The sequence below is a fragment of the Streptomyces sp. NPDC012510 genome, assembly GCF_042955065.1.
GTDB lineage: Bacteria > Actinomycetota > Actinomycetes > Streptomycetales > Streptomycetaceae > Streptomyces.
Map to the genome: position 1 here is coordinate 1 of NZ_JBIBEN010000020.1, position 14,132 is coordinate 14,132.

The following is a 14,132-nucleotide window of genomic DNA, read 5'->3' on the forward strand; positions in this document are numbered from 1 at the left end:
TCGACCCGCCCGAGGCCCGCACCGAACTCGCCTCCGTGTCCACCGAACTCGCCGCGCTCTACGGCGCGCGGGCCTGACAGCACCGACCGACCTGCGCCGAACGCAGCCCGCGCGCGCCGTCCTGGCCGACTCGTTCAGAGGCCCCACTGGAGATCCGGTGGGGCTTCGTCGTCTCACCTTCGCTCGCACATGCCGGGACGGCGGTAGGCCCGCGCACCGATACCCGCCCTCATGCCGACCCCACGATTCGACTTGATACTTAGTATCAGTCCGATGTACAGTCTCCCCACAAGACTTCATCTCGAACGGAAGTGCTTCCCCATGAGCAAGATCTGGTTCATCACCGGCTCATCCCGCGGCTTCGGCCGCCAGTTCACCCAGGCAGCCCTGGAGCGCGGCGACAAGGTCGCAGCCACCGCCCGCAACACCGACTCCCTCGCAGACCTGGTCGCCACCCACGGCGAGGCGATCCTGCCGCTGAAGCTGGACGTCACCGACAAGGCCGCCGCATTCCAGGCCGTCCAGCAGGCACACGAGCACTTCGGCCGCCTGGACGTCATCGTCAACAACGCCGGACACGGCCTCTTCGGCGCCATCGAGGAACTGACCGAACAGCAGGTCCGCGACCAGATGGAAACCAACTTCTACGGCGCCCTGTGGATCACCCAGGCCGCCCTGCCCCTCCTGCGCGCCCAGAACAGCGGCCACATCGTGCAGATCTCCACCGTCGGCGGCATCGTCTCCTTCCCCAACCTCGGCGGCTACAACGCCTCCAAGTGGGCCCTGGAAGGAATGACCGAAGCCCTCGCCCAGGAAATCGCCGACTTCGGCATCAAGGTCACCCTCGTCGAACCCGGCGGCTTCGAAACCGACTGGGCCGGCGCCTCCGCCACCTTCGCCACACAACTGCCCGCCTACGACAACCTGCGCACCGCCGTCGCCGCCTCCTGGGCCGACGTCAAGTCCGGCGACCCCACCGCAACCGGCCCCGCCCTCCTCAAGATCATCGACGCCGACAACCCGCCCCTGCGCGTCTTCTTCGGCACCCCTCCGCTCCACCTCGTCCCCCACGTCTACGCCGAACGCCTCAAGACCTGGCAGGAATGGGCCGACATCTCCACCCAGGCCCAAGGCAACGCCGCATAGAGCAAGACCGTCCCACCGCGGACACCCCGCGCTGCGGCACGGGCCGGTTGCCCAGGGGAACGGCTTCCGGAGCGCGTTCCCGGGCCGTTGGACGGCCGGTGTGGCCGTGCAGTGACGGCCGCGCCGGCCACTGGACGGCACTGCCCAGAGGCAGACGCCCCTCCGTGAGGGGTGTCCGGTCAGCCCTGATCGAACTGGAGAACGCAGGCGGCAGGGGAACGGCCGTCGTCCTTGAGCACGCGGGCAGCGGCAGGACACTGGCTTGGCCGTACCAGCAGCCCGTGCCGGCCAGGGCCGGTCACCGGGTGATCGCGTACTCGCGGCGCGGCCACTACCGGCCCTAGGCTGCGCCCCCCAGGACCCGCCGTCCTCCGAGGATCTGCTCATGCTGGCCGATCATCTGGGGCTGAACAGGTTCCACCTGCTCGGCACGGCGTACGGGGGCATGCGGACCTGGCGCCGAAGCTGGCGCGCACGACCACGTGGGACCTGCTGGAGACCAAGCAGGTCAGGACTCTGCTCACGGCGGGCGGCGCGGATCTGTACATGCCCCTGCCGGTGACCAGGACGCTGCTCAAGCACCTGCCCAACGCCAGTTTGCTCACGTTCTCCCAAGCCGGCCATTCCCCCCACTGGGAGCAGCCCGCCCTCTACGACCAGAAGCTGCTGCGGTTCCTGGCCGGCGCCCGGTTCCCCCAGAGCGCCCACTGCTGACCGGAATGGCTTTCCCACCCCATGGCAGGGAGGTTCGCACCTCCCTGCTCTCGCAGATCCTGCCGTGCGGCAGCGCACCTCTGCCGACACCGGCCCGCCGCTGCGCCTCCAGGGACGTCGCCGCCGTGACGCGCACCTCGATCAGCGAGTCCACGGCGGAGTCCACGATTCGGGCCAGTGTGGCCTGTGCGCACCCCGAGGTCGACCGGCCCGTCGAGCCGGGCGGCGGGCGAAGCAACCCTGTTGCGCCTGCTGTTCACCCCTGTACGCGGGATGAATCGGAACCTACCAGGCAAACCAAGACTCAGCGCGACACTCAGTATCAAACTGAGTCCCTGATGTACACTTCCGGTATGGATGAGAGCGCTCGTACCGCCGACCAGCCCACCCGCAAGCCGCCCGGCCTGCGTGAGCGCATGCGTGCGACCGTTCAGGCGGAGGTGGTCGAGGTGGCGCACCGCCTCTTCAGCGAGCAGGGGTTCGATCGGACGACCGTCGACCAGATCGCTGCCGAGGTGGGCCTGTCGCGCGCCAGCCTGTTCCGTTATTTCGGCACCAAGGAAGAGATCGTTCTGGGCCGCCTGGTGGAATCCGGCCGTCAGATCGCGGAGGCACTGGCCGCCCGCCCCGAGGACGAGCGGCCCTGGGAGGCACTACGCCGGGCGTTCGACGTCCTCACGCAGGCGAACGAGCAGGCACCCGAGCAGACACTTGCCTATCTGCGCATGCTGCAGGAGACACCGTCCCTGCGCGCCGGGCACTACGAGAAGCAGCTGAGCTGGCAGGAACTGCTGGTGCCGGAGATCGCCCGGCGACTGGGGGTCAGCCCGGGCCGGCCCGAGGACACCAGGCCGAGTGCACTGGCCGCCTGCGCCCTCGCCTGCCTGGACGTGGCCGCCACTGGCTGGGTGGCCTGCGAGGGCACTGTCCCGCTGGCCGTGCTGCTCGACCGGGCGATGGGCGCGTTGAGGGAGTGACCGGGCCCGCCGCCCCGTCGGCGCGCCACCACGCCGGACGCCGACTCTGCCACGGCAGTAAGTGGCCACAACCGCACCTGGTGCACACGCAGCCCTCTCCGCAGCCCTTCCACGTCCATCACGTCCACGTCCATCACGCCCGAGAGCATCTCCCGGCTACGATGGCCGCATCCGTCAGCCCATACACCTAGCGGGCCGTGGAACATCCCGGATGGAGATGTGATCCGGTGGGCTGCCTTCACGCTGAGCCGCCACACGATCGGCTACGGCCTCATCACCGCCACCCTTCGCCGGCGCCGCCCTGATGTCCGGCACTGCCCGTACCGCCACACCTCGTCGCGGTACACGCACTCGGCGACGTCGAGGAGGCCTCCCGGAGACGTTGCCCGGCGGGCGGCAAAGCTGACATCGTCCCCCGCGACACCTCCGGCACAGTCTGGCGTAACAACGCCAACGGCAACAGTTCCCTAAGGCCCCGAGAGCCGTCGGCGGCCGGAGCGCTCTGCCTGCTACTGCCAGACGTAGCAACGGCGGTGGTACCTACCGGAGTCGTCCCAAAAACGTCTGCTCGTCGGATCGAGCCTCGTGCCGCACAGTGGATGTCGTGCCGCACCGATCCGGGTGGGGCGGCTGCCGATCGTGTTCAACCCCTGGCCGCCGCACTCCGCCTGGGCCGACGGTGCGCCTCGTCCGCCACGGCGTGGACCGTATCAAGAGACGCCGTCCCGACCGGCACCGCCGGGACGCGCAGACCACGACGCCACGCGGCGGGACTGCTCACCCGCATCAGTCGTCCACGCGCTGACCGAGGAGTTCCCCCCATTGTCCCGTCATGTACTGGTACTCGCTGCCCTCCCACACCAAGCGCCACCTGGACCACCGGACGTCCTGGATGCACATCCACTCGAGGCCCACGCCCACGCAGGGCTCGATGCCGACGGCACCGTGGTGGTCCAGTCCGCGACCCATGACGTGAGTACGGGCACGTACACCTCCATCACCTCCGTGACCCAGATCGCCGCCGACGCCTCGGCCCGGCCGCCCGTCACGTCACCTTCCGGCTCGGCGACTCCACCATGGCGCCGGCCCCGCCACAGGGCGCCTCCCAGACCACGGCCAGCGTGGGACCCGTCGCCCAGGACACCTGCGACAAACTGCGGCAGCAGGCGATCAAGCTCGCGGTCGAGGACGAGCGCTCACCGCTGCACGGCGTCGACGCCGACGGCGTCGTGGTCCGCGGCGGCCGGCTCCATGTGAAGGGCAGCCCCGCCCGCGGGGAGACCTACCGGCAGCTCCTCGCCCGCAACGACCGCACCCACCTGGAGGCGCGCGGATCCTGGACCCCGGAGGAGAACAGCCGGTTCAACGAAGTCGTCGTCGACTGGCCGCACCGCTACCTGGAAACCACCCAACTCGACACCCGCACGGCTTCTGCGTCCTCACCCACGACGCCAAGTTCGACATCCCCCTGCTCCGCCCGGCCCTCGACCTTCCCGTCGGCTACATCGGCGCGATGGGCTCCCGCCGCACTCAGGAACACCGCCTGGACCGGCTGCGGGAGGCCGGCGTGACCGATGGGCACCTCGCACGCCTGCGCTCACCGATCGGACTGGACCTCGGCGCCCACACCCCCGAGGAGACAGCAATCTCCATCACCGCCGAGATCATTCCGTTCCCGCGGCCCGGATGTCGTCACCAGCCGCGCTCCTGGCCGCATGCGACGCGCGCCGAGTCGTCGCGCGCTCGCTGACGAGCCACAGAAATCCGATACACGCTGAGGAGAGGCCCCACGTGCTCACCGACACCCACGGCCGGGTGGCCACCGACCTCAGGGTCTCACTGACCGACCGGTGCAACCTGCGCTGTACGTACTGCATGCCCGAGGAGGGCCTGCAGTGGCTGGCCAAGCCGGACCTGCTCACGGACCACGAGATAGTCCGCCTGATCGACATCGCGGTCACGTCCCTCGGGATCGAGGAGGTCCGCTTCACCGGCGGCGAGCCGCTGCTGCGCCCGGGCCTGGTCGGCATCGTCGAGGGCGTCGCGGCGCTGGACCCCCGCCCCCAGATGTCGCTGACGACCAACGGCATCGGCCTCAAGCGCACGGCCACGGCCCTGAAGCAGGCAGGCCTGGACCGGGTCAACGTCTCCCTCGACACGCTCCGCCCGGACGTCTTCAAGACCCTCACCCGCCGCGACCGCCACAAGGACGTCATCGATGGCCTGCACGCCGCCCGCGACGCGGGCCTGACCCCCGTCAAGGTCAACTCGGTCCTGATGCCGGGGCTCAACGACGACGAGGCCCCCGACCTCCTCGCCTGGGCCGTGGAACACGACTACGAGCTGCGCTTCATCGAGCAGATGCCCCTGGACGCCCAGCACGGCTGGAAGCGCGACGGCATGATCACGGCGGGCGACATCCTGGCCTCCCTGCGCACCCGCTTCGAACTGACCGCCGAGGGCGAGGAGAAGCGCGGCGCGGCACCGGCGGAGCGCTGGCTCGTCGACGGCGGCCCGCATGTGGTCGGCGTCATCGCCTCCGTCACCCGCCCGTTCTGCGCGGCCTGCGACCGCACCCGCCTCACCGCCGACGGCCAGATACGCACCTGCCTGTTCGCCCAGGAGGAGACCGACCTGCGCGCCGCGCTCCGCTCCGGCGCCCCCGACGAGGAGATCGCCCGCATCTGGAGTGCGGCGATGTGGGGCAAGAAGGCGGGTTCTGGCCTGGACGATCCCTCGTTCGTGCGGCCGGAGAGGCCGATGTCGGCGATCGGCGGCTGACGGAATGGCAGGCAGGCCGCCGACCGCACCCGGGGCACATGGCGTGGGCCTTCCCACATGTCAGTGCTGCGGCTCCATCTCCCACCTGGCCAGCATCCGCAGGGCTTCATCCGACCGGGAGCCCGGCTCGGCATGGTAGGTGGCCAGCCGCATGGGGGCGCCCCCAGGCAGTGCCATGGGCTCGTGCACGAGGTCGAACTCTCCCACCAGCGGGTGCCGCATCCGTATGATGTCGCCGACGGTTCCGCAGCCCACCTCGTGATGTGCCCACAACCGCCGGAACTCCTCGCTCCGCTGCGACAACTCCTCGATCAGCGAGGAGAAGTGTGCGTCTCCGGGGCTCTTGCCTGCGTTCGTACGCAGAACGCCGGCGACTACCAGAGCCGTCCGTCCCGGATCGGCGAACCTGTCGCGCGCCTCGGGCGAGAGGAAGATCAGCCGGGCCACGTTGCGCTCCTCGGGCGGCAGTTGGGCCCAGTCCCCGAAGACGGCGGCGGCGAGCCGGTTCCACCCGAGGAGGTCCATGCGCCGGTCGACGACGTAGGCGGGTACGCCGAGCGCGTCGAGCAGGTGCTGGACGGCGGGCCGCAGCCGCTGCGGCGAGGGCGCGGCACGCGTCGCGCTCTGCCGCTCGGGCTGGGCCAGCCGGACCAGATGGTCACACTCCTCCTCGGTCAGCCGCAGGGCGCGGGCCACGGCGTCCAGCACCTCGGCCGACATGGTTTCGCCGTACCCCTGTTCCAGGCGCGCGTAGTACGCGTACGACACACCCGCCAGCTGCGCCAGCTCCTCGCGGCGCAAACCGGGAACCCGCCGCCGCCCGTGCGAGGGCAGGCCCATGTCCTCGGGCCTGAGCCGGGCTCTGCGAGAACGCAGGAACTCCCTCAGCTCGGTACGCCGGTCAAGTCCGAACGTCCCTTGGTCACCACGCGCCACAGGTGAAGACATCTTTGTCCTCCAGTTGTCAAAGGTGCCTCGCTGGTGCGAGCAGCGTACAACATCGACCCCACGATTCGATTTGATACTCAGTATCAGTCCGATGTACAGTCTCCCCACAAGACTTCATCTCGAACGGAAGTGCTTCCCCATGAGCAAGATCTGGTTCATCACCGGCTCATCCCGCGGCTTCGGCCGCCAGTTCACCCAGGCAGCCCTGGAGCGCGGCGACAAGGTCGCAGCCACCGCCCGCAACACCGACTCCCTCGCAGACCTGGTCGCCACCCACGGCGAGGCGATCCTGCCGCTGAAGCTGGACGTCACCGACAAGGCCGCCGCATTCCAGGCCGTCCAGCAGGCACACGAGCACTTCGGCCGCCTGGACGTCATCGTCAACAACGCCGGACACGGCCTCTTCGGCGCCATCGAGGAACTGACCGAACAGCAGGTCCGCGACCAGATGGAAACCAACTTCTACGGCGCCCTGTGGATCACCCAGGCCGCCCTGCCCCTCCTGCGCGCCCAGAACAGCGGCCACATCGTGCAGATCTCCACCGTCGGCGGCATCGTCTCCTTCCCCAACCTCGGCGGCTACAACGCCTCCAAGTGGGCCCTGGAAGGAATGACCGAAGCCCTCGCCCAGGAAATCGCCGACTTCGGCATCAAGGTCACCCTCGTCGAACCCGGCGGCTTCGAAACCGACTGGGCCGGCGCCTCCGCCACCTTCGCCACACAACTGCCCGCCTACGACAACCTGCGCACCGCCGTCGCCGCCTCCTGGGCCGACGTCAAGTCCGGCGACCCCACCGCAACCGGCCCCGCCCTCCTCAAGATCATCGACGCCGACAACCCGCCCCTGCGCGTCTTCTTCGGCACCCCTCCGCTCCACCTCGTCCCCCACGTCTACGCCGAACGCCTCAAGACCTGGCAGGAATGGGCCGACATCTCCACCCAGGCCCAAGGCAACGCCGCATAACCCACACACCCACGACACCAGCCACGCCCGCCGACCGCCCCCACAGCCATGGGAGCGGTCGGCGGGCGTACGCACGTCCACAACGAACACCCGTTGGCTGAACCTGCTTGCGCAGCAGCGGCCCGCCGCCGATCGCGGCGAATATCGTCGCGCCGACGGTCACGCAAGCGGCGACTTGGAGCGCGCCGGAGCTGTCATTCAACCCACCGGTAGTCCGCAGTGGGGCGGTCGATGCGCCTGAGATCGCGCCGGTGGTGCGCGCCCGCCTCGACGTAGGCGCGTACGGCGTACTCCACCCATGAGGGATCGACTTCCCCCTCGCGCAGCCGGACCGGGACTCCGAGGGCCATGACTCTGGGCGGGACCTCGAGGTCCTCCGGCACCAGTGCGGCGGCGCCGACCACGGCACCCTCGCGTACGATGGCCCGGTTGAGGACCACGGAGCCGGAGCCGATGAGGCAGTGGCGCTCCACCGTGCATCCCTCCAGGTGGGCGTTGTGGCCGACCACGCACTCGGGGCCGATCACGGTCGGCCACTGTTCGGTGGTGTGCAGGACGGTGCCGTCCTGGATGCTGGTGCGAGCGCCCACCTCGATGCGTCCGCCGAGGTCTCCGCGCAAGACTGCACCGGGCCAGACACTGGCTTCCGCGCCGATAGACACGCTCCCGATCACGACGGCGTCGGGGTGGACGAAGGCGCTGGGATGAATGTCCGGCTCGTCGGACCCGAGGGCATACACCGGCATGACCGCCACCTCGCTCGTCTGTCGGGCCGACCACCCGCCTGCCCGACAGACACTCTACTGATACTTCACTTTGCGACAAGGTAACGTATAAGGAAAGAGCGGTCCTCCCCGCTCCCCGCCGAAGCGTCCGGATACGCTGATGGATCCGGTGTCGCGCGACGGCGTGATACATCAGGACGGCCTGGCAGCAAGGGAAGTGAGGGACCATGGTGGATGCCGCGTCGCACGGGCCCCGCCGGAGCACCCGAGCCGGCCGGGTCCCCACAACAGGTGCGCGGCCGGTGGTCAGCCGGCGCCGGGAGATCGGTGACGTCAGCGCACGGTCGCTGCTGATGACCATGCTCGGCGAGTACGTGCTCCCTCAGGGCCGCCCGGTGTGGACCTCGGCGCTGGTGGACGCGCTGGCGAACTTCGATGTCGAGGAGAAGTCGGCCCGCCAGGCGCTGGCCCGCACCGCCGCCGAGGGATGGCTGGCCTCCGAGCGAGTCGGACGCCGGGTGCGCTGGGCGCTCACCCCGCCGGGGCGGCGCCTGCTGACCGAGGGCGCGCAGCGCATCTACGACTTCGGCGGCGGCGAGCGCACCTGGGACGACACCTGGCTGGTGGTGTTGGTTTCGGTGCCTGAGGCCAAGCGGGATCTGCGGCACCAGGTGCGCACCCGGCTCAGCTGGGCCGGCTTCGGCTCCCCGGAGCCGGGCGTGTGGATCACACCGCACGCCGACCGCGAGGCGGAGGCGCTCGGCGTGCTGAAGGAACTGGGGCTCGCCGACGACGCGATGTCCTTCACCGCCGCCTACGGAGCCGTGGGCAGCGAGGCGGCCATGGTGGCCCGTGCCTGGGACCTCAGCGAGGTGGAGGAACGCTACGAGGCGTTCATCGACGAGTTCACCGGCCTGCGCCCCGCCGACGGCGACGCCGTGCTGCACGCCCAGACCATGCTGGTGCACGAATGGCGCCGCTTCCCCTTCCTCGACCCGCGGCTTCCACCGAAGCTGCTGCCGGCCAACTGGAGTGGCGCCAAGGCGGCGGACCTCTTCCACGGCAGGCACGCCGAATGGAGCCCGGCGGCGCTGGAGCGGTGGGATGAGCTGACCGGGAGTCACGGCCAGGCCTGAGGCGACCGTCGATGCTCAGCCCGCTGGCGGTGCCGACCGGCACCACCGGCCGTCGTTCCTCGGCTTCGGCAAGGTGTCCGTCCACTCGGACCAGGCCGGCTTGAGCGTGGACGGTCTCGGAGCGTGGACGGTCTCGGAGCGTGGACGTGCGCGTCGACCGCGGTCGCGCCATCGACCGCGGTCGCACCGTCGATCACGGCGCTCCTCCGCCCGGGTGCTCAGCCGCGCGAGTCGTACGCGGCGACGAGTTCGGTGTCCGCGCCGACCGGGCCGTGGGCCGTGGCGCCTCCCGGCGCGCCGATCGGCTCGTCCCGGCCCGGCAGCGGTTCGGCGAAGAACCGCTTGTTGTCGGCGACGAAGTCCTTCAGCTCCGGCGGCACCCGGCGGTCCTGCGTGATCGCCTGCACCGGGCAGACCGGCTCGCAGTTGCCGCAGTCGATGCATTCCAGCGGGTTGATGTAGAGCTTGCGGTCGCCTTCGTAGATGCAGTCGACGGGGCACTCCTCCATGCAGGAGCGGTCCATGATGTCGATGCAGGGCTCGGCGATGACGTAGGGCATGAGGGCTTCTTCCGTGCTAGGCGGCAGGCGCGGCCGCCGTGGGAACGTCGGTGGAGTGGCCGGGGAACACCGGCTGTTCGGGGTCGATGTGGTGCGCGGCGTTGTTGACGGCGGTCGCCGCCTCCCCGAAGCCGACCGCGATCAGCCGCACCTTGCCGGGGTAGTAGTTGATGTCGCCGGCCGCGTAGATCCCGGGGACGGACGTCCGCATGGCCGAGTCGACCGGGATGTGGCGCCGGTTCGCGATGTCGATGCCCCAGCCGAGGAGCGGTCCGAGGTTGGCGGTGAAGCCGAGGGCGGCGATGATCCGTTGGCAGGACAGGCGGTGGGCCCGCCCGTCGCGCTGCGTGATCTCGACGGCCGCGAGGCCCCTTTCGTCGCCCACGACATCGGTCAGCTCGGCCTCGGTGATGATCTCCACGCCGAGGGCTTGTACGGCGGTCACCGTGGCGGGGTGCGCGCGGAAGGCGTCGCGTCGGTGGACCAGGGTGACGGACGCGGCCAGCGGGTGCAGGGTGAGGGCCCAGTCGAAGGCGCTGTCCCCGCCGCCGACGATCACCACCTCCTGGCCCGCGTACTCCTCCGGCCGGCGCACGAAGTACGCCAGCCCGGCCCCCTCGTACGCGGCGGCGGCCGGCAGCGGGCGGGGGGTAAAGGTGCCGATGCCGCCGGTGACGAGCACGGCCCGGGCCCGCACCCGCACGCCCTGGTGCGTGGTCACGGCGAAGCCGCGCTCGGCGGTTCGTTCCAGTGTCTCGGCCCGGTGGCCGAGCAGGTAGGACGGGTCGTAGGGTGCCGCCTGCTCCAGGAGCCCGTCGACGAGCTCCCGCCCCCGTACGGCGGGGAACCCGGCGATGTCGAAGATGTGCTTCTCCGGGTACATGGCGTTGATCTGGCCGCCCGGCTCGGGCAGCGAGTCCAGCACGGTCACGGACAGACCGCGGAAACCGGCGTAATAGGCCGCGAAGAGACCGGTGGGGCCGGCGCCGACGATGAGCAGATCCGTGCTGTGATCCGCGGCAGGCGGGGACATGCGCGTCCTCCTTGTCGCATGGGGAATCAGCCCTCCGGCGGAGGGTTGTCAGCCCCTCCGGCGTCCGAGGAGAGGGGTCCGGGGCAGAAGGGTTCGAGGGCAGGGGCGAAGACGCCGTCGGCTCAGCCCCGGGATACCGGTGACGCGGGCGCCTCCGCCCACGACCCGTCACGCGCCATCGCACGCAGCACATTGCGGCGGATCTTCCCCGTGGGCGTACGCGGCAGCTCCGGCAGCCCGATCACCCCGCGCGGGCGCTTGAACGCGGCCAGTCCCTCCCGGCACCAGGCGACGAGCGCGTCCGCATCGACCTCGCGGCCGGGCTTCGGCACCACACACGCGACCGGCTTGTCCAGACCGTCCGCGTCCGGTACGCCCACCACAGCGACCTCGGCCACGTCCGGGTGAGCGAGGAGGCGTTCCTCCACCTCGGCCGGGGAGACCCAGATGCCGCCCGCCTTGAGCAGGTCGTTGGTGCGGCCCATGCAGGTGTAGGTGCCGCTGGCGTTGCGGAGGTAGGTGTCGCCGGTGCGCACCCAGTCGCCGAGGAAGACCTGGCGGGTGGTCCCGGCCCGGCACCAGTAGCCGGTGGCGGCGGACTCGCCGCGGACGTAGAGCTCTCCGGGTGTGCCGTCGCCCTCCACCACGCGGCCCTCTACGTCGCGCAGCTCCACCTCGTAGCCGGGGACGGGTTCGCCGGAGGAGCCCGGGTGGATCCTGCCCGGCCGGTTGGAGATGAAGATGTGCAGCATCTCGGTGGAGCCGATGCCGTCGAGCACCTCGACACCGAACCGTCGCAGCATCCCGTGGTACATCCGCGCGGGCAGTGCCTCACCGGCCGAGACGCCCAGCCGTACGGTCGCGAAGGCGTCGTCCGGGATGTCGGCGCTCGCGAGCAGGGGGCCGAAGAAACTGGGCGTGCCGAACAGGACCGTGGCCCGGTCGCCGCCCGCCCGCTTGGCGAACAGCGCGGCGGACGGTCTGGAGGGTTCCAGCAGTGCCGTGCCGCCCGCCGCCAGCGGGAAGAACATGGAGTTTCCGATGCCGTACGCGAAGAAGAGCTTCGCGACCGACAGGCAGCGGTCCCCGGGCCCGATGCCCAGCACCTGCCGCCCGTAGTTCTCGGCGACCACCTTGATGTCGATGTGCCGGTGCATGGCCGCCTTGGGCGTGCCCGTGGTGCCGGAGGTGTACAGCCACAGGGCGGGCGAGTCCGGCCAGGTCGGGTACGGCTCGCCGTCCCCTGCCGCGTCCAGCATCTGCCGCCAGGTGCGCCCTTGGACGTGGACCGGCAGTCCTGCGCAGTCGTCGCCGGTCAGGACGGCGTGCTCCACCTCCGGTGCCTCCTGGAGTGCCACCCGGACGACGGGGGCGAACTCGGCGGAGCCCAACACGATCCGGCAGCGGGAGTCCGCCATCAGCTTGCCCAGCTCGGGGCCGGTGAGCATGGTCGAGGCGGGGACGGCCACAGCGCCGATGTGGAAGGCGGCGAGGATTCCCGTGAAGAGTTCCACGTCGTCCACCATGCACAGCAGGACACGCTCCTCCGGCCGTACGCCCAGGGCCCGCAGTCCGGCAGCGACCCGGCGGACGTCCGCCGCCAGCTCCTCGTAGGTCAGCGCCCGCGTGGGAGTGACCAGGGCCGTGCGGGGGCCGTTGCCCTCCCGCAGGTGCCGGTCGACCAGGTAGTCCGCCGTGTTGAACACCTCAGGCATCCCGGCTCACCTCACACCAGTCGGACGTACTCGTAGTCGAACGGCTGACCGTTGATGCCGTTGACCGGCGGCGCGACCCAGTGGGCGATCTTCCCGCGCTCGTACACCGGCTGCATCAGCGACCGGACGAACGCCAGGTCCTCTGCGGTGGGCAGCCAGTGGCGGCGGCCGGCCTCCCAGACCTGCTCGTCGACGATCGTGCCGTCGGGGGTGATGTGGTGTCCGGCGGCGAGGCCGACGTTCCGGTTGAAACCAGGGTGCGGCAGCTTCAGCCGGAAGTCGATGCCGTGATCCTCCAGGATCCGGTTCCAGCGCTTGAGGCCGTTCTCGCAGTCGGCGATGTACTCGTCACGCAGGTCCAGGTTGAGGGCGAGCAGCGCGGGGACCTCCTCCTGGGACCAACTGCCGTCGGCCTCCGGCCTGTCCAGAAACGCACTGTCGTCGGTGAGCCGGTGGTCGTCCTTGCGGCGCTCCTCCTGCCAGCGGCCCTTGAGCCCGGCGGTGTAGTAGTTCGCGGCGTTGGTGGAGGTCTCGCCGCCGAAGAGGTCCAGGGAGACCGTGTAGTGGAAGTTGATGTACTTCTGGATGATGTCCAGCGGGATGCCGCCGCAGGCCGCGATGTCCAGGGTTTCGTGCTCGCGGATCAGCTGGGCGCTGCGGGTCACCACGCGGTCGACGCCGGTGGTGCCGACCATCATGTGGTGCGCCTCCTCCTTCAGCATGAAGGTGCACGTCCGCGACAGCGGGTCGAAGGCGCTCTCCTTCAGCGAGCCGAGCTGGTACTTGCCGTCCCGGTCGGTGAAGTACGTGAACATGTAGAAGGCCAGCCAGTCGGCGGTCTCCTCGTTGAACGCGCCCAGGATGCGCGGCGAGTCGGGGCTGCCGGAGTTGCGGAACAGCAGCGCCTCGGCCTCCTCCCGGCCCTCCCTGCCGAAGTAGGCGTGCAGCAGGTACACCATCGCCCACAGGTGCCGGCCCTCCTCCACGTTGACCTGGAAGAGGTTGCGCAGGTCGTAGAGGCTCGGCGCGGTCAGCCCCAGCAGCCGCTGCTGCTCGACGGAGGCGGGCTCGGTGTCGCCCTGGACGACGATGAGCCGCTGCAGGTCGGCGCGGTACTCGCCGGGCACCTGCTGCCAGACCGGCTGCCCCTTGTGCTCACCGAAGGCGATACGGCGCTCGGGGTCGCGCTCGGAGAGGAAGATGCCCCACCGGTAGTCGGGCACGTTGACGTGGTCGAAGTGGGCCCACCCGTCACGTCCGACCGACACGGCGGTGCGCAGGTAGACGCCGTGGTTCTCCAGGGCCGGGCCCATCTCGCCCCACCAGTTGAGGAACTTGGGCTGCCAGCCCTCCAGCGCCCGCTGCAGGCGCCGGTCGTCGGCGAGGGCGACGTTGTTGGGGATCCGGGAGTCGTAGTCGATCTTCGTGGGCAT

The 14,132-nt window shown here is 70.2% G+C and carries 13 protein-coding genes and 2 pseudogenes; 8 read left to right on the forward strand and 7 right to left on the reverse strand.

The window, feature by feature from the left end; all coding sequences use genetic code 11:
* Window positions 1-321: 321 nt before the first annotated feature.
* The 3 genes from ACFY9I_RS31000 to ACFY9I_RS31010 all read left to right on the forward strand — a co-directional run bounded on the left by ACFY9I_RS31000 (window position 322) and on the right by ACFY9I_RS31010 (window position 2,837).
* Complete coding sequence (locus ACFY9I_RS31000) at window positions 322-1,146, forward strand: SDR family NAD(P)-dependent oxidoreductase (protein WP_391007574.1); 825 nt, start codon at window positions 322-324, stop codon at window positions 1,144-1,146.
* Between the two features lie 546 nt (window positions 1,147-1,692).
* Window positions 1,693-1,860: an alpha/beta fold hydrolase gene (locus ACFY9I_RS31005; protein ID WP_391007575.1), complete on the forward strand. Its 168-nt coding sequence runs from the start codon at window positions 1,693-1,695 to the stop codon at window positions 1,858-1,860.
* Window positions 1,861-2,213: 353 nt separating this feature from the next.
* Window positions 2,214-2,837 carry a TetR family transcriptional regulator gene (locus ACFY9I_RS31010; RefSeq protein ID WP_391007577.1) on the forward strand — a complete coding sequence of 208 codons (624 nt, stop codon included), beginning with the start codon at window positions 2,214-2,216 and terminating at the stop codon, window positions 2,835-2,837.
* Between the two features lie 786 nt (window positions 2,838-3,623).
* Here ACFY9I_RS31010 and ACFY9I_RS31015 read toward each other — a convergent pair.
* Window positions 3,624-3,806 carry a hypothetical protein gene (locus ACFY9I_RS31015; protein ID WP_391007839.1) on the reverse strand — a complete coding sequence of 61 codons (183 nt, stop codon included), beginning with the start codon at window positions 3,804-3,806 and terminating at the stop codon, window positions 3,624-3,626.
* Here ACFY9I_RS31015 and ACFY9I_RS31020 point away from each other — a divergent pair.
* The 3 genes and pseudogenes from ACFY9I_RS31020 to moaA all read left to right on the forward strand — a co-directional run.
* A pseudogene (locus tag ACFY9I_RS31020) lies at window positions 3,744-4,204 on the forward strand (molybdopterin cofactor-binding domain-containing protein); the annotation flags it as partial. The gene ACFY9I_RS31015 and the pseudogene ACFY9I_RS31020 sit on opposite strands and share 63 nt — an antisense overlap.
* Window positions 4,202-4,524 (forward strand): annotated as a pseudogene (locus tag ACFY9I_RS31025) (XdhC family protein); the annotation flags it as partial. The pseudogenes ACFY9I_RS31020 and ACFY9I_RS31025, both read left to right, overlap by 3 nt.
* A 104-nt stretch (window positions 4,525-4,628) precedes the next feature.
* Window positions 4,629-5,618 (forward strand): GTP 3',8-cyclase MoaA, encoded by a 990-nt coding sequence (moaA, locus tag ACFY9I_RS31030; RefSeq protein WP_391007579.1) that lies wholly within the window; start codon window positions 4,629-4,631, stop codon window positions 5,616-5,618.
* Window positions 5,619-5,678: 60 nt separating this feature from the next.
* Here moaA and ACFY9I_RS31035 read toward each other — a convergent pair whose 3' ends face one another.
* Window positions 5,679-6,566 carry a helix-turn-helix domain-containing protein gene (locus tag ACFY9I_RS31035; protein WP_391007581.1) on the reverse strand — a complete coding sequence of 296 codons (888 nt, stop codon included), beginning with the start codon at window positions 6,564-6,566 and terminating at the stop codon, window positions 5,679-5,681.
* A gap of 139 nt (window positions 6,567-6,705) precedes the next feature.
* Between ACFY9I_RS31035 and ACFY9I_RS31040 the strand changes: the two genes are divergently transcribed.
* Window positions 6,706-7,530, forward strand: coding sequence for an SDR family NAD(P)-dependent oxidoreductase (locus ACFY9I_RS31040; RefSeq protein WP_391007574.1), 825 nt, complete (start codon window positions 6,706-6,708; stop codon window positions 7,528-7,530).
* A 194-nt stretch (window positions 7,531-7,724) separates the two neighbouring features.
* Here ACFY9I_RS31040 and ACFY9I_RS31045 read toward each other — a convergent pair whose 3' ends face one another.
* Complete coding sequence (locus tag ACFY9I_RS31045; protein WP_391007583.1) at window positions 7,725-8,276, reverse strand: gamma carbonic anhydrase family protein; 552 nt, start codon at window positions 8,274-8,276, stop codon at window positions 7,725-7,727.
* Between the two features lie 281 nt (window positions 8,277-8,557).
* Between ACFY9I_RS31045 and ACFY9I_RS31050 the strand changes: the two genes are divergently transcribed.
* Entirely contained in the window at window positions 8,558-9,391 is an 834-nt protein-coding gene (locus ACFY9I_RS31050; protein WP_391007584.1) for a PaaX family transcriptional regulator C-terminal domain-containing protein, read from the forward strand.
* Window positions 9,392-9,609: 218 nt separating this feature from the next.
* Here ACFY9I_RS31050 and fdxA read toward each other — a convergent pair whose 3' ends face one another.
* The 4 genes from fdxA to boxB all read right to left on the reverse strand — a co-directional run bounded on the left by fdxA (window position 9,610) and on the right by boxB (window position 14,132).
* Window positions 9,610-9,951, reverse strand: coding sequence for a ferredoxin (gene fdxA / locus ACFY9I_RS31055; protein ID WP_391007586.1), 342 nt, complete (start codon window positions 9,949-9,951; stop codon window positions 9,610-9,612).
* Window positions 9,952-9,967: 16 nt separating this feature from the next.
* Window positions 9,968-10,984, reverse strand: a complete 1,017-nt coding sequence (locus ACFY9I_RS31060; protein WP_391007587.1) for an FAD-dependent oxidoreductase — start codon at window positions 10,982-10,984, stop codon at window positions 9,968-9,970.
* Between the two features lie 122 nt (window positions 10,985-11,106).
* Window positions 11,107-12,699, reverse strand: a complete 1,593-nt coding sequence (locus ACFY9I_RS31065) for a benzoate-CoA ligase family protein (protein WP_391007588.1) — start codon at window positions 12,697-12,699, stop codon at window positions 11,107-11,109.
* A gap of 11 nt (window positions 12,700-12,710) precedes the next feature.
* Complete coding sequence (gene boxB, locus ACFY9I_RS31070) at window positions 12,711-14,132, reverse strand: benzoyl-CoA 2,3-epoxidase subunit BoxB (protein ID WP_391007590.1); 1,422 nt, start codon at window positions 14,130-14,132, stop codon at window positions 12,711-12,713.

Bases quoted from the DNA above. Each gene is read 5' to 3' on its own strand.
- ACFY9I_RS31000 (WP_391007574.1), top strand. From the start codon at position 322: ATGAGCAAGATCTGGTTCATCACCGGCTCATCCCGCGGCTTCGGCCGC.
- ACFY9I_RS31005 (WP_391007575.1), top strand. From the start codon at position 1,693: ATGCCCCTGCCGGTGACCAGGACGCTGCTCAAGCACCTGCCCAACGCC.
- ACFY9I_RS31010 (WP_391007577.1), top strand. From the start codon at position 2,214: ATGGATGAGAGCGCTCGTACCGCCGACCAGCCCACCCGCAAGCCGCCC.
- ACFY9I_RS31015 (WP_391007839.1), bottom strand. From the start codon at position 3,806: ATGGGTCGCGGACTGGACCACCACGGTGCCGTCGGCATCGAGCCCTGC.
- ACFY9I_RS31035 (WP_391007581.1), bottom strand. From the start codon at position 6,566: ATGTCTTCACCTGTGGCGCGTGGTGACCAAGGGACGTTCGGACTTGAC.
- ACFY9I_RS31040 (WP_391007574.1), top strand. From the start codon at position 6,706: ATGAGCAAGATCTGGTTCATCACCGGCTCATCCCGCGGCTTCGGCCGC.
- ACFY9I_RS31045 (WP_391007583.1), bottom strand. From the start codon at position 8,276: ATGCCGGTGTATGCCCTCGGGTCCGACGAGCCGGACATTCATCCCAGC.
- fdxA (WP_391007586.1), bottom strand. From the start codon at position 9,951: ATGCCCTACGTCATCGCCGAGCCCTGCATCGACATCATGGACCGCTCC.
- ACFY9I_RS31060 (WP_391007587.1), bottom strand. From the start codon at position 10,984: ATGTCCCCGCCTGCCGCGGATCACAGCACGGATCTGCTCATCGTCGGC.
- ACFY9I_RS31065 (WP_391007588.1), bottom strand. From the start codon at position 12,699: ATGCCTGAGGTGTTCAACACGGCGGACTACCTGGTCGACCGGCACCTG.
- boxB (WP_391007590.1), bottom strand. From the start codon at position 14,132: ATGCCCACGAAGATCGACTACGACTCCCGGATCCCCAACAACGTCGCC.